Source organism: Arsenicicoccus sp. UBA6765, from assembly GCF_002453335.1.
In the GTDB taxonomy this organism is placed as follows: Bacteria; Actinomycetota; Actinomycetes; order Actinomycetales; family Dermatophilaceae; genus Arsenicicoccus; species Arsenicicoccus bolidensis.
In genome coordinates this window covers 1-13,627 of sequence record NZ_DKGR01000021.1, presented here as the reverse complement: position 1 = coordinate 13,627, position 13,627 = coordinate 1, and the positions used below count along the sequence as shown (strand labels likewise).

The window sequence follows — 13,627 nt, the reverse complement described above, 5'->3', positions numbered from 1 at the left end:
TCGCCTGCGGACGTGCCCTGACGGGTCACTTTGCGTCGGGAGAACTCCGGCGTGGAGCGGGGTCGCCTGCGGACCTGCCCCCACGGGTCACCTGACGTCGGATGGCAGGGGTCTCGCGGTGCAGGGGTGCCCTGACGGGTCACTTCACGGCGGGTGAGTTCCGGCGTCGAGCGGAATCGCCTGCGGACGTGCCCCGACGGGTCACTTTGCGTCGGGAGAACTCCGGCCCAGAGCGGGGTCACCTGCGGATGTGCCCCGACGGGTCACTTTGCGTCGGGTAGCGGGGGTCTCGCGGTACCGGCGTGCCCTGACGGGTCACTTCACGTCGGGTATCGGGGGTCTCGCGGCACGGGCGTGCCCGGACGGGTCACTTTGCGTCGGGAGAACTCCGGCGTGGAGCGGGGTCGCCTGCGGATGTGCCCTGACGGGTCACGTTGCGTCGGATGGCGGCGCGGGATGGCGGCGGGCGGCCGGCATACGGCTGTCGCCCGCCCCCAGGTGTGCTGGGAGCGGGCGACGAGCGTGCGCAACGATCAGAAGTCGAAGCCGCCGCCGATGTCCCCGAAGTCACCGAACCCGTCGAAGCCGCCGCCGTCACCGCCAGCGTCGCCACCGAAGTCGCCGCCGGCCAGGTCCGCGCCGCCGTCACCGAAGCCGTCGAACCCGTCCATCAGCGCGCCGGCCACGGCCGTGCCGACCACGACGCCGGCGATCGAGCCGAGCATCGACCCCATCACCATCCCGCCCATGCCCATGCCGCCGCGGCCACCGCCGGCGCCGGCGCCGCCGAAGGTGCGCTCCATGAACCCCGGCTGGCGCATCTCGGCGCGGGTCGCCGCGCGGGCCAGCGACTGCGGGTCGTCGCCGGCGGGCGTCTCGCCGGACTGCGACAGGCCGGTCAGCACCTGCTGGCGCTGCTCGGGCGTCAGCTTGGCGAAGGCCTCGGCATGCGCCTGCTCGACCTTCTCCGGCGGGGCGGTGCGCAGCAGGTAGCGGTAGCGCTCGATGGCCTGCTGGTCCTCCGTGGACTGGGCGGTCTGCCCAGGCTGGCCCACCTGGCCCGGCTGTCCCGGTGCCGGCGCGCCCGGCTGGGGCGCCTGGTCGTAGCCGGCGGGCGGCGGGGCGTACTGCGGCTGGTGCTGCTGGTAGCCCTGCTGCAGCCCCTGCTGCGGCGTGCGGCCGAGCAGTCGGTCGAGGAATCCCATGGTCACTCCCGTGTGTCGTCGGTCGTCCTGTCCGAGCAACGAGGGTCTTACCCCATGCGTTCCCGGTGCACTCCCTCCGACGGCGCTGCAGGTCCGGTCGGTTGGGCGCGGAGGCGGACCGGGAGCGATCTGCCAGGTGCGGCTCAGCCGGCTGCCAGGCGCGCGGCGGCGTCCATGGCGATCCAGAACACCTGCTCGTGTGCGTCGCCCGCCGTGACCCAGCCGCGGTGGTCCCACGCCTCGCCGGCGAGGGAGTCCGCGCTGAAGAGGATCTGTCCCAGCTCGACGCCGCGGTGGGCCGCCACGGCGAGGAACGCGCTGGCCTCCATCTCGACGACCGCGCACCCGGCCTCGATCCGTCGCGCGACGGTGGACCGGGTCTCGCGATAGATGCCGTCGGTGGTCCACGTGCGGCCGGTCTCGTGCGGCGCGCCCGCCGCGTCGAGGGCGTCGATGCAGGCCCGTATGCCGGAGGCCCCCGCCTCGACGACCGGCCCCACGGCCCCGTAGTGGGCGCTCGTGCCCTCGTCGCGCAACGCCGAGGTCACGACGACGGGGTGGCCCATGACGAGGTCGGGCAGGAGCACGCCGGCGGACCCGACCGCGACGAACCGCGTGATGCCCCGGGCGATGGCCTCCTCGAGGAACATGACGGCCCGCGGCGCCCCGATCTCGGGGAAGAAGAACGCGACCCGGCGCCCCGCCACCTCACGGACGTAGCAGGGCTGACCGCCGATGATCGACGTGAAGCGGAACGCGAGCTCCGAGCCCTCGCGCTCACCGATCGCGCGCACGGTCTCAGGGAAGAAGCAGATCACGGCGGCGTCGGGGACCTCGCCGTCGGGGAGGCGGGGATACAGGGCGGACGGCTCGAGCACCCCGGGCTCGTCCAGGTCGCTCGCCAGGTGCAGGTCGACGGGCAGGATCGGCTCGGTCACGTCACTCCCCTGCCCGGTCGAGGTCCTCGGCGCCGAAGGCCTGCGGCAGCACCTCGCTCATCGGCAGCACGCCGAGGGGCGTCTCGAGCAGGCAGGACGCGCCGCCGTGCTCCCAGAGCAGCTGGCGGCAGCGGCCGCAGGGCATGAGCGGGGCGCCGTTCGCCCCGACGCAGGCCACGGCCACGAGCCGTCCACCGCCCGAGGCGTGCAGCGCCGACACCATGCCGCACTCGGCGCACAGCCCCACCCCGTAGGAGGCGTTCTCGACGTTGCAGCCCACGACGATCCGGCCGTCGTCGACGAGCCCGGCCACCCCGACGGGGAAGGACGAGTAGGGCGCGTACGCCCGCCGCATGACGCTGACGGCGGCCGCGCGCAGGGCGTCCCAGTCGACGTCGTCGGCGCGGGACGGCATACGACTCATCCCACCTCGCCCTTGCGATAGACCTCGCCGTCGGCCGCGGGCATCCGCAAGGCCTGGGAGGCGAGGCCGAGCACGAGCAGCGTGGCGATGTAGGGGGCGGCGCTGGTGAGCTCGCCGGGCACGGTGTCGGTGGCGAAGAAGGACCAGCCGAGGCCCACACCGATGACGATCGCGACGACGCCGCCGAGGAGGTTGCGGCGCAGGAGCTGCCAGACCCCGAAGGCCACGAGGAGCAGGCCGACGACGAGCAGCAGGGCGTGCACCGCGCCGCCGCGCAGCTGCACGGCGTCGAAGTAGCCGAACAGCAGCGACCCGGCCGCGAGGGACCCGGGCCGCCAGTTGCCGAAGATCATGGCGGCGAGACCGATGTAGCCGCGCCCACCGGTCTGGCCGTCGCGGAAGACGTTGGCCGCGACGAGGGCGAGGAAGCCGCCGCCGAGCCCCGCGAACCCGCCCGAGATCAGCACGGCGAGGAACTTGTAGAGGTAGACGTTGACGCCGAGCGACTCGGCGGACCAGGGGTTCTCGCCGCACGAGCGCAGGCGCAGGCCGAAGGTGGTGCGCCACAGCACCCACCAGGACACGAGCACCAGCAGCGCCGCGATGATCGTCAGCACGGACAGGTTGGTCACGAAGGCCGCGAGCACGCCCGCCACGTCCGAGACGAAGAAGATGTGCTTGCCCTCCAGCGAGGTCAGCGCGGGCGACAGGCCGGGGACGGTGACGTCCGGGAGGTGCGGCAGCGGCGGCGACTGGGTCGCGCCACCGCCGGGGGTGCCGGTGAAGGCACGGGCGGCGAGGTACTTGGCGCCGCCCATGCCGATGAGGTTGACGGCCACGCCGGAGACGATGTGGTCGACGCCGAAGACGACGGTGGCCAGGGCGTGGATCGCGCCGCCGATCATGCCGAGCAGGACCGCGCCGACGATGCCGGCCCAGGCGCCCCAGTGCCAGGCGAAGAAGGCGGCGCCCCAGGTGCCGAGGATCATCATGCCCTCGAGGCCGATGTTGACGACGCCGGCCCGCTCCGACCAGAGGCCACCGAGACCGGCCATGCCGATCGGGACGGCGAGGCCGAGGGCGGCAGCCAGGGCACCGGAGGAGGCGAGGTCGTTCTCGCCGGTGACGACGCGCAGGACCGAAACGAACAGCAGGACCAGCAGCGCCAGCCCGGCGATCTGCAGTCCGGACAGGCGGCGACGACGGCGCGGCACCGAGCTGCGCCGGTCCGGCCGGTCCGTCACGGGGGCGACACCGGTGGTGCTCATGCGCTGGCTCCTTGGGTGGCAGGTGCGGTCGGTTGCTGCGCCGCCAGGTCGCGGGCGACCTTGGCCTGCTCGAGCCGGACGTTGGCGCGCCGCACCAGCTCGTAGGCGATGACGACGGCGAGGACGATGACGCCCTGGATGATGAAGACCAGCTCGGAGGAGACGCCGGCGTTGATCTGCAGGCCGTTGCCCTGCTGGTCGAGGTAGGACCACAGCAGCGCGGCCAGGCCCATGCCGATCGGGTGGTTGCGCCCCAGCAGGGCGATCCCGATGCCGGCGAAGCCGATGCCCGGCTGGAAGTTGGTGCCGTAGGCGTGGTCCTGGCCGAACAGCAGCGGCAGCCCGATCAGGCCGGCGATGGCGCCGGACAGGATCATCGTCGACATGATCATCCGGGGGGCGTTGACGCCGCTCGCGATGGCAGCGGTCTCGGACTGGCCGGCGCTGCGCAGGTCGAAGCCGAAGCGGGTCTTGCCGAGGACCAGCCAGTAGAGGAGGCCGACGACGATCGCCAGGACGAGCAGGCCGTAGACCTTGGTGGTCGTGCCGCTGATGATCTGCAGGCCGGGCACCCAGGAGTCCTGGGGCAGCGGCTTGGTGTTGGTGACGTTGCTGCCGGCGCCGGCCGAGCTGTCCCGGGCCTTGGTCAGCAGGAAGGCCACGACGCTGGTCGCGATGGCGTTGAGCATGATCGACGAGATCACCTCGGAGACACCGCGCTTGATCTTGAGGTAGCCCGCGATCGCGGCCCAGCCGGCGCCGACGAGCATGGCGACCAGCGTGGTGGCGATGACGTTGGCCCAGCCCGGCAGGTAGCCCTGCGCCCCGAACACCGCGGCGGCGAAGACCGCCACGCGGTACTGCCCCTCGGCGCCGATGTTGAACAGGTTCATCCGGAAGCCGATGGCGAGGGCCACCGCGGCGAGGTAGTAGACGATGGCGCCGTTGACGATGCGCGCGATCAGTCGGGGACTCGGCTGGCGCAGCAGCTCGGTCCAGACGGCCCCCACGGGGTCGCCGGCCGCGACGAGCACCAGCGAGGTGATCACGAACGCCACGACGATGGCGAGCAGCGGCGCCGCGAGCGCGAGCAGGACGGCGCGGGGCGAGACCTTCATCGGGTGGGCTCCTGCTGGTGGGTCGAGGGGTCGTCGGCGCGGGTGGCGCCGGTCGCCCCGGACGTGCGGGTCGGCTCGGTCGGTGGGACGTGGTCCGGTATGCCGGAACCGCCCGTCATCGCGGCGCCCAGGTCACCCGGGGACGTGGTCGGGGGCAGCTCCTCGGACAGGCGGCCCTCGCTGATGACGCGGATGGTGTCGGACAGGCCGCGCAGCTCCTCGAGGTCGGCGGTGAGGAGCAGGACCGCGAGGCCCTCGTGCCGGGCCTGCTTGATGTGGTCCCAGATCGCGGCCTGCGCGCCCACGTCGACGCCCCGGGTCGGGTGGGCGGCCACGAGCACCCGCGGCTCGTGGGCCATCTCGCGGCCGATGATGAGCTTCTGCTGGTTGCCGCCGGACAGCGAGCCGGCGGTGACGTGGATCGACGGCGTGCGCACGTCGTAGTCCTCGACGATGCGCGTCGTGTCGCGCTGGGCGCCGCGGGCGTTGATGAACGGTCCGGACACGTTGGGGGCCTGGGTCTGGTGGCCGAGGATGCGGTTCTCCCACAGCGGCGCCTCGAGGAGCAGGCCGTGCCGGTGGCGGTCGGCGGGGACGTAGCCGACGCCGGCCTCGCGGATGCGCCGCGTCGGCCAGTCGGTGATGTCCTTGCCGCCGAGATAGATCCGCCCGGCGGAGGGGTCGCGCATGCCCATGATGACCTCGACCAGCTCGTCCTGGCCGTTGCCCTCGACGCCGGCGATGCCGAGGACCTCGCCCGCGTGGACGGTCAGCGACACGTCGTCGAGGACGTCGCGCCCGCCGGGCCGCTCGAGGCGGACGTTCTCGACGACGAGGACGGCGCGGTCGGTGACCGTGGACTCCTGCGTCTGCGGGCTGGGCATCTCGCGACCGACCATGAGCTCGCCGAGCTCGCGGGAGGTGACGGTGCGCGGGTCGGCGCTGCCCACGGTGGTGCCGCGGCGGATGACGGTGATGTCGTCGGCGACGGCGCGCACCTCGTCGAGCTTGTGCGAGATGAAGATGATGGTCAGGCCCTCGGCCGTGAGGGTCTTGAGGTTGTCGAAGAGCTCGTCGACCTCCTGCGGCACGAGCACGGCGGTGGGCTCGTCGAGGATGAGGATGCGGGCGCCGCGATAGAGGACCTTGAGGATCTCGACGCGCTGGCGGGCACCGACGCCGAGGTCCGAGACGAGCGCCTCCGGGTCGACGCCGAGGCCGTACTCCTTGGAGATGCGCCGGATCTCGGCCTGCGCCCCGTCGCCGATGCCGTGGAGCTTCTCGGCGCCGAGCACGACGTTCTCGGTCACGGTGAAGTTGTCGGCGAGCTTGACGTGCTGGAAGACCATGCCGACCCCGGCGGCGATGGCGTCGCTCGGCCCGTGGAAGGTCACCTCGCGGCCGTCGATGGCGATCGTGCCCTCGTCGGGGCGCTGCACGCCGTAGAGGATCTTCATCAGCGTGGACTTGCCCGCGCCGTTCTCCCCCACCAGCGCGTGGATGCTGCCCTTGCGGACCGAGAAGGTGATGTCCTTGTTGGCCACCACGCCCGGGAACCTCTTGGTGATCCCGCGGACGGCGACGGCGGGCGGCGCGTCTGCGCTCGTCGAGGTGGGTGGAGTTCCGATGGTGCACGCTCCTTGCTCGGTCACGTCGTCGTGGACGTGGCGGCTGACCGCATCACCTTACCGTCGGTGATCACGGGGTCCAGATCGATGGACCGCGGACCTCCCCCGTATGCCGAAGCCCGGCCGCCGTCGGGGTGTCCGTCTGGCGGCCGGGCTGCGGCATACGTGCGTGCGAGGTGCTGCGAGGGTCGATCAGGTCAGGTCAGACCGGTCACTTGGTGGGGACCACGATCTTGCCGGAGACGATGTCGGTCTTGGCCTTGTCGAGCTCGGCCTTGAGGTCGTCGATCTTGCCGCCCGTGGTGGCGAGCTCGACACCGTTGGACTTGAGGTCGAAGACGGCCTCGCCGGACTTGAGGTTGCCGTCCTTGACCTGCTTGATGAACTCCAGGACGCCCACGTCGACGCGCTTGACGACGGAGGTGATGATGACGTCGCGGACGTCGGCCTGGGCGGTCTTGGCCTGGTCGGAGTCGACGCCGATGGCCATGGCGTTCTTGGCCTTGACGGCGGTGAAGACGCCGGAGCCGGAGCCGCCGGAGGCGTGGTAGATCACGTCGGCACCCGCGGAGAGCATGCCCTCTGCGGCGGTCTTGCCGGCGGCCGGGTCGGCGAAGCCGGAGAAGTTCGGGGGCTGGGTGAGGTACTTGACCTGCACCTTGATGTTGGGGTTGGTCGCCTTGGCGCCGGCGACGTAGCCCGCCTCGAACTTCTTGATCAGGTCGGTCTGGACGCCGCCCACGAAGCCGACGTTGCCCGTCTTGGACTTCTTGGCCGCGACGACACCGGCGAGGTAGGAGCCCTCCTGCTCGGAGAACACGATGTTCTGGATGTTGGCGCCCTTGGCGTCGGTGGAGTCGACGAGCGCGAACTTGGCCTGGGGGTTGTCGGCAGCGGCTTTCTTGACGGCCGGGGCGTAGGCGAAGCCCACGGCGATCACGTTGGTGTAGCCGGCCTCGACCAGCTGCTGCAGTCGCTCCTCGCGGGCGGACTCGGCCTCGCCGGCGGTCGCCACGGACTCCTTGGTCTGGGCGCCGAGCTGGGCCTTGGCCTCGTCGAGACCCTTGGCGGCCGAGTCGTTGAAGGACTGGTCACCACGGCCGCCCACGTCATAGGCCATGCCGACCTTGATCGCGGAGCCACCGGCCGCGCCGGAGGACTGGCCGCCGGACGAGCCGGACTCGGTGTCGTTGGGGCTGCCGCAGGCGGCGAGGGCGAGCGAGGCGGCCGTGAGCGCGGTCGCGACCTTGACGATGCGGATCAAGGGTGACTCCTTCGTTGGAACGGATGAGCAAACCCTAGACCGCGGCTCCGGCGGGCCGACGCCGGGTTGCCCCGAGTGCGCCGAAGCGGTGACGAACTGTTATGTGGCCGCGTGGGCCACCACGGCCGGCGCGGCGCGTCTAGGGCGTCGCGACGAGGGCCGACAGCACGGTGCCGGCCAGGGTCCGCACGCCGACGGCGATGGCCCGCTCGTCGACGACCAGGTCGGGTCGGTGCAGGTCGTAGGTCGTGCCGCCGGGCGTCCGCGTGCCGAGGCGCGCGAGGGCTCCGGGGACGCTGCGCAGCATCCAGGAGAAGTCCTCGCCGCCCAGCGACTGCGGCGTCGGCACCACGGCGTCGGCCCCGACCATCGTGGTGACGCCGCTGACCAGGTGCGCCACCGCGTCGGCGTCGTTGACGACGGGCGGCACGCCCTGACGGTGGTCGATCTCGACGGCCACGCCGTACGGCGCCGCGAGGTGCCCGACGAGGTCGTCCACCAGCGGGCCGATCGAGTCCCACACGTCGGCGTCGAGCATCCGCAGCGTGCCCGACGCGGTGCCGGTCGAGGGTATGACATTGCCGGCCTCCCCCGCGTGGATCGACCCCCACACCAGTGCCAGCCCCGCGCGCGGGTCGACGCGCCGGGACAGGGCGGCCGGCAGCCCGGTGACGACCGTGGCCAGGGCATAGGTGAGGTCCTGGGTGATGTGCGGCCGCGAGGTGTGGCCGCCCGCTCCGGTGAGGCGCACCGTCAGGACGTCGGTGGCCGCCGTGATCGCGCCGGTGCGCAACCCCACCTGACCGACGTCGGTGCCCGGGTCGCAGTGCAGGGCGAAGACCTGGTCCACGTCCTCGAGGTGGCCTGCAGCGACCAGGGCGTGGGCCCCACCCGGCATGACCTCCTCCGCGGGCTGGAAGAGCAGGCGGACGGCATACCCCTGCTCCCGCAACCACTCCTGGTGCGGCGCGAGGGCGTGGGCGAGACCGAGCAGGCAGGTGGTGTGCACGTCGTGCCCGCAGGCGTGGCAGGCGCCGCCGGTCACGGACGCGTAGGGCAGTCCGGAGGTCTCGGTCAGCGGGAGGGCGTCGATGTCGGCGCGGACGGCGATCCGCCGACGGGGCTCCGCGGGGCCGAGGTCGACCACCAGGCCGGTCGGGTGCACGGGGGTGACCCGCAGGCCCTCGGCCTTGAGCCGCTGGGAGATCCGCGTGGTCGTCCGCTGCTCGGCGAAGCCCAGCTCGGGGTGGGCGTGCAGGTCGCGGCGGACCTCGATGAGCTCCGGCTCCAGCGCGTCCACGGCAGCCGAGATGTCGGCCCGCAGCTGGTCGACGACCTGTGCATCGCTTGGGGGTGCGACCTGCTGAACGTGCTCGGAGCCCATGGGCGGCAAGGTTACCGCGCATGGGTTCCGAGTCAGGTCGCGGGCCGGATCCAGGACCCGTCGGTGATCAGCGCGACGGTCAGCGTGACGGTCGGCGTGGGGGTCAGAAGGCGTCGCGCGGGACGTACTGGCCCCACACGTCGCGCAGGGCGTTGGACACCTCGCCGCCGGTGGCGTTGGCCTCGAGGGCCTCCTTCATCGGCAGCAGCAGGTTGGTGCCGCTGCCCTCGGCCGCCGTCCGGAGCGCGTCGAGCTTGGCCTCGACCGCCGCGTTGTCGCGGGCGGCGCGCAGGTCCGCCAGTCGCTGGCACTGGTCGGCCTCGATCTGCGGGTCCACGCGCAGCGGGTCGTAGTGCTCCTCCTGGTCGATCGTGAACTTGTTGAGGCCCACGACGGTCCGCTCGCCCGAGTCGGTCTTGAGCTGCGTGGCGTAGGCCGAGCGCTCGATCTCCGACTTCTGGAAGCCCTGCTCGATCGCCGGCACGGCACCGCCGAGGTCGTCGACCTTCTTGAGGAGCTCCCAGACGGCCTCCTCGATCTCGTTGGTGAGGGACTCGACGACGTAGGAGCCGGCGAAGGGGTCGACGGTCTTGCACACGTCGGTCTCGAAGGCGATGACCTGCTGGGTGCGCAGGGCCAGGCGGGCGGCCTTCTGCGTCGGCAGGGCGATGGCCTCGTCGAAGGAGTTGGTGTGCAGCGACTGCGTGCCGCCGAGGACGGCGGCCAGGCCCTGCAGCGAGACGCGGATGAGGTTGACCTCGGGCTGCTGGGCGGTCAGCTGCACGCCGGCGGTCTGCGTGTGGAAGCGCAGCATCTGCGACTTGGGGTTCTTGGCGCCGAACTCGTCGCGCATGATGCGCGCCCAGATGCGCCGGGCCGCGCGGAACTTGGCGACCTCCTCGATCAGGGTGGTGCGGGCGACGAAGAAGAAGGACAGGCGCGGCGCGAACGCGTCGACGTCCAGACCGGCGTCGATCGCGGCCTGGACGTAGGCCTTGGCGTTGGCGAGCGTGAACGCGATCTCCTGCACCGGCGTGGCCCCCGCCTCGGCCATGTGGTAGCCCGAGATGGAGATCGTGTTCCAGCGGGGGATCTCCTTGTTGCAGTAGGCGAAGATGTCGGAGATCAGGCGCAGCGACTGGGCCGGCGGGTAGATGTAGGTGCCGCGGGCGATGTACTCCTTGAGCACGTCGTTCTGGATCGTGCCGGTGAGCTGGCCCGCGGCGACGCCCTGCTCGGCGGCGACCAGCTGGTACATCAGCAGCAGGGTCGAGGCGGGGGCGTTGATCGTCATCGACGTCGACACCTTGTCCAGCGGCAGGCCGTTGAACAGCACGCGCATGTCGTCGAGCGAGTCGACGGCGACGCCCACCTTGCCGACCTCGCCGCTGGCCAGCGGCGCGTCGGAGTCGTAGCCCATCTGGGTCGGCAGGTCGAAGGCGACCGAGAGACCACCGGTCCCGGCGTTGACCAGCTCGTGGTAGCGCTGGTTGGACTCCTTGGCGGTGCCGAACCCGGCGTACTGGCGCATCGTCCACGGACGGCCGGTGTACATCGTCGGGTAGACGCCTCGGGTGAACGGGTAGGACCCAGGCCTGCCGAGCTTGTCGTCGGGGTCGAAGCCCTGGAGCGAGGACGCGTCGTAGACCGCCTCCAGCGGCAGGTCCGACTCGGTGCGGGCGGTGGGCTTGTCGGTGCTGTCAGCCATGACTCAAACCCTAGTCGTGCGGTCCCTGCCGGTCGCGCGCACCCCCGCACTAACGCGCCGCCGCTGCGGGCAAGGACGTCGGCGAGGGCGTGGGGTTCAGGTGAGCTCGGGGTAGCCGCGCTCCTTCATCAGCTCGACGATCGACTTGACGTCCTGCGCCTGGCGCCGGGTGGTCACCATCAGCACGTCCGGCGTGTCCACCACGACCACGTCCTCCAGGCCGAGCAGCACCACCTGGCGGCCGGAGCGGTTGACGACCACCCCCGAGGCGTTGCGGATGTGCACGTTGTCGGCCGGGCCGAGCACCGCGACGTTCTGGCGGTCGGGGGTCTCGCCCGCCGACGGCAGCAGGCCCGCGAGGGAGTCGAAGTCGCCCACGTCGTCCCAGCCGAAGTCGCCGGCGATGACGGCGACGCGACCGGCGGCGGCGGCCGGCTCGGCCACCGCGTGGTCGATGGCGATCTTGTCGAGCTCCTTCCACGTCTGGTTGAGCACCCAGGGGTTCGCGGCGATCGCGCGGAGCCCGGCCGCCAGCTCGGGGTGGTACTCCGCGAGCAGGTCGAGCAGCACGGACGCCTTGACGACGAACATGCCGGCGTTCCACCGATAGGTGCCGAGAGAGAGGTATGCCGCAGCGGTGCCCGCGTCGGGCTTCTCGACGAACTCCGACACGAGGCGGGCCCGAGGGGCGCCCTCGACGTGAAGCTCGCCTCCCTCCCGCACGTAGCCGAAACCCGTTGCGGGATAGGTCGGCTCGATGCCGATGGTGACGACGTAGCCCTGGGCCGCCACGTTGACGGCCTCCCTCACGCACGCGTGGAACTGCTCCTCGCCCTCGATCACGTGGTCGGCCGCGAAGGACCCGAGGATCGCGTCGGGGTCACGGCGCTCGAGCACCGCGGCGGCGAGCCCGATGGCTGCCATCGAGTCGCGGGGACCCGGCTCGACCAGCACGTCCCCCGGGGCGACGCGCGGGAGCTGGGCGGCGACCGCCGCCTCGTGGCGGGCCCCCGTCACGACCAGCACCCGGCCGTCGCACAGCGGCGCCAACCGGTCGTAGGTCGACTGCAGCAGCGAGCGCCCCGAACCGGTCAGGTCGTGCAGGAACTTGGGCCGCCCGGACCGCGACAGCGGCCACAGGCGGGTGCCGGCACCACCGGCGGGGATCACGCAGTACAGACGGGGATCGGTGGCCTCGGCAGACATGGGTGACACGCTATCCAACGCGCGCCCCGCGCCTCACCCCTTCCCCAGGATCGGGCGGGTCGGCATACCGGCCGTCATCCGAAGGACACCTGAGCGCCACCCGACACACCCCACCCCGTCTCCCCCGCCTCACCGACGTCACGGATGGTGAGGACGTGCGGATCGCGATCGTCACGGAGTCCTTCCTCCCGTCGCTCAACGGGGTGACCACCAGCGTCTGCCGGGTCCTGGACCGCCTGCGCGAGACCGGGCACGACGCCGTCGTCATCGCCCCCTCCCCCGCCCCCGAGAGCTATGCCGGGTTCCCCGTCCGAGCCGTCACCAGCATCCCGGTGCGGCAGTTCCAGGTGGGGCTGCCGACCGGCGAGATCGAGGACGTGCTGCGGGAGTTCCGGCCGGACGTGGTGCACGTGGCGTCGCCGTTCGTGCTCGGGGCGAGGGGCCTGACCGCCGCGGACCGGCTGGGGCTGCCGTGCGTCGCGATCTACCAGACCGACATGCCGAGCTATCTGGAGCAGCACGGCAACGTCGCCGGCGCCGCGACCGGACGCGCCGCCGCCAAGGCCGCCTGGCGCTGGATCCGGCGCATCCACTCCCTCGCCGACCTGACCCTCGCCCCCTCGAGCGCCGCGCTGAGTGACATCCGCGCGCACGGGGTGCCCCGCACCGGGCTGTGGGGACGCGGCGTCGACACCGGCCTGTTCCGCCCCGAGTGGCGCGAGGACGCCGGGTCGCGGGCGCTGCGCCGGGCGCTCGCGCCGGACGGCCAGGTGCTCGTGGGGTATGTCGGGCGCCTCGCCCCCGAGAAGGAGATCCACCGCCTCGTCGACGTCGCCACGATCCCGGGCACGCGCATCGTGCTGGTCGGCGACGGACCGTCCCGCACCGCCCTGGCCGAGCAGCTCAGCGAAGCGGTGGCGGGCAGCCCGGGGCGGCCCAACCTGCCCCCGGTCTTCCTCGGGCGCCGCTCGGGCGACGACCTCGCTCGCGCCTACGCTGCGTTCGACGTCTTCGCGCACATGGGGACCCGCGAGACCTTCGGCCAGACGCTGCAGGAGGCGGCGGCCTGCCGGCTGCCCGTCGTCGCCCCCGCCATGGGTGGCCCGCTCGACCTCGTCGACCACGGCACGACCGGGTTCCTCTTCGACCCCGCGGACCCCCGCTCGATCGTCGAGCACGTGCGCACCCTCGTCGAGGACCCCTCCCTGCGCGAGGCCATGGGCTCGGCCGGGCTCGTCAAGGTGGAGCCGCGGTCCTGGGCTGCGCTGGTCGACCAGCTCGTCGGACACTACGAGGACGCGATCGCCCGCCGCCTGACGACCGCCGCTCGACCGTCCAGCGGGGCGTCCGGAACGCAACTTCGTGAGCTCCCAGCCCACGAACGCCCCACCCTGGCCCTCCGGATCGCACCTTTGTGAGCTCCCAGCCCACGAACGCCCCATCCTGGCCCTCCGGATCGCACCTTCGTGAGCTCCCAGCCCACG

The 13,627-nt window shown here is 72.2% G+C and carries 11 protein-coding genes; 1 reads left to right on the top strand and 10 read right to left on the bottom strand.

Annotated features, from left to right (window positions below):
* Positions 1-533: 533 nt before the first annotated feature.
* The 10 genes from B4K29_RS06475 to B4K29_RS06430 all read right to left on the bottom strand — a co-directional run bounded on the left by B4K29_RS06475 (position 534) and on the right by B4K29_RS06430 (position 12,143).
* Positions 534-1,205, bottom strand: a complete 672-nt coding sequence (locus B4K29_RS06475; RefSeq protein ID WP_286960031.1) for a hypothetical protein — start codon at positions 1,203-1,205, stop codon at positions 534-536.
* Between the two features lie 143 nt (positions 1,206-1,348).
* Positions 1,349-2,143, bottom strand: coding sequence for a nucleoside phosphorylase (locus tag B4K29_RS06470; RefSeq protein WP_286960030.1), 795 nt, complete (start codon positions 2,141-2,143; stop codon positions 1,349-1,351).
* Position 2,144: 1 nt separating this feature from the next.
* A complete protein-coding gene (locus B4K29_RS06465; RefSeq protein WP_349680239.1) occupies positions 2,145-2,558 on the bottom strand; it encodes a cytidine deaminase in 414 nt (137 codons plus the stop codon).
* Positions 2,559-2,563: 5 nt separating this feature from the next.
* Positions 2,564-3,835 carry an ABC transporter permease gene (locus B4K29_RS06460; protein WP_286957364.1) on the bottom strand — a complete coding sequence of 424 codons (1,272 nt, stop codon included), beginning with the start codon at positions 3,833-3,835 and terminating at the stop codon, positions 2,564-2,566.
* Positions 3,832-4,953, bottom strand: a complete 1,122-nt coding sequence (locus tag B4K29_RS06455; protein WP_286966727.1) for an ABC transporter permease — start codon at positions 4,951-4,953, stop codon at positions 3,832-3,834. The genes B4K29_RS06460 and B4K29_RS06455 overlap by 4 nt, the downstream gene beginning before the upstream one ends.
* Positions 4,950-6,605 (bottom strand): ABC transporter ATP-binding protein, encoded by a 1,656-nt coding sequence (locus B4K29_RS06450; RefSeq protein ID WP_019284182.1) that lies wholly within the window; start codon positions 6,603-6,605, stop codon positions 4,950-4,952. The genes B4K29_RS06455 and B4K29_RS06450 overlap by 4 nt, the downstream gene beginning before the upstream one ends.
* Before the next feature lie 187 nt (positions 6,606-6,792).
* A complete protein-coding gene (locus tag B4K29_RS06445) occupies positions 6,793-7,845 on the bottom strand; it encodes a BMP family lipoprotein (RefSeq protein WP_239265534.1) in 1,053 nt (350 codons plus the stop codon).
* Between the two features lie 139 nt (positions 7,846-7,984).
* A complete protein-coding gene (locus B4K29_RS06440) occupies positions 7,985-9,229 on the bottom strand; it encodes an amidohydrolase (RefSeq protein ID WP_286966725.1) in 1,245 nt (414 codons plus the stop codon).
* 103 nt (positions 9,230-9,332) lie between these two features.
* A complete protein-coding gene (locus B4K29_RS06435; RefSeq protein WP_286966723.1) occupies positions 9,333-10,937 on the bottom strand; it encodes an acyl-CoA mutase large subunit family protein in 1,605 nt (534 codons plus the stop codon).
* 96 nt (positions 10,938-11,033) lie between these two features.
* A complete protein-coding gene (locus B4K29_RS06430) occupies positions 11,034-12,143 on the bottom strand; it encodes a mannose-1-phosphate guanylyltransferase (RefSeq protein WP_029212076.1) in 1,110 nt (369 codons plus the stop codon).
* A gap of 155 nt (positions 12,144-12,298) precedes the next feature.
* On the opposite strand from B4K29_RS06430, the gene B4K29_RS06425 reads away from it, so the two are divergent.
* Entirely contained in the window at positions 12,299-13,561 is a 1,263-nt protein-coding gene (locus tag B4K29_RS06425; RefSeq protein ID WP_286966721.1) for a glycosyltransferase family 4 protein, read from the top strand.
* Positions 13,562-13,627 lie beyond the last annotated feature (66 nt).

Excerpts from the sequence above, each read along its gene's own strand:
- B4K29_RS06475 (WP_286960031.1), bottom strand. The coding sequence starts at position 1,205 with ATGGGATTCCTCGACCGACTGCTCGGCCGCACGCCGCAGCAGGGGCTG.
- B4K29_RS06465 (WP_349680239.1), bottom strand. The coding sequence starts at position 2,558 with ATGCCGTCCCGCGCCGACGACGTCGACTGGGACGCCCTGCGCGCGGCC.
- B4K29_RS06460 (WP_286957364.1), bottom strand. The coding sequence starts at position 3,835 with ATGAGCACCACCGGTGTCGCCCCCGTGACGGACCGGCCGGACCGGCGC.
- B4K29_RS06455 (WP_286966727.1), bottom strand. The coding sequence starts at position 4,953 with ATGAAGGTCTCGCCCCGCGCCGTCCTGCTCGCGCTCGCGGCGCCGCTG.
- B4K29_RS06440 (WP_286966725.1), bottom strand. The coding sequence starts at position 9,229 with ATGGGCTCCGAGCACGTTCAGCAGGTCGCACCCCCAAGCGATGCACAG.
- B4K29_RS06435 (WP_286966723.1), bottom strand. The coding sequence starts at position 10,937 with ATGGCTGACAGCACCGACAAGCCCACCGCCCGCACCGAGTCGGACCTG.
- B4K29_RS06430 (WP_029212076.1), bottom strand. The coding sequence starts at position 12,143 with ATGTCTGCCGAGGCCACCGATCCCCGTCTGTACTGCGTGATCCCCGCC.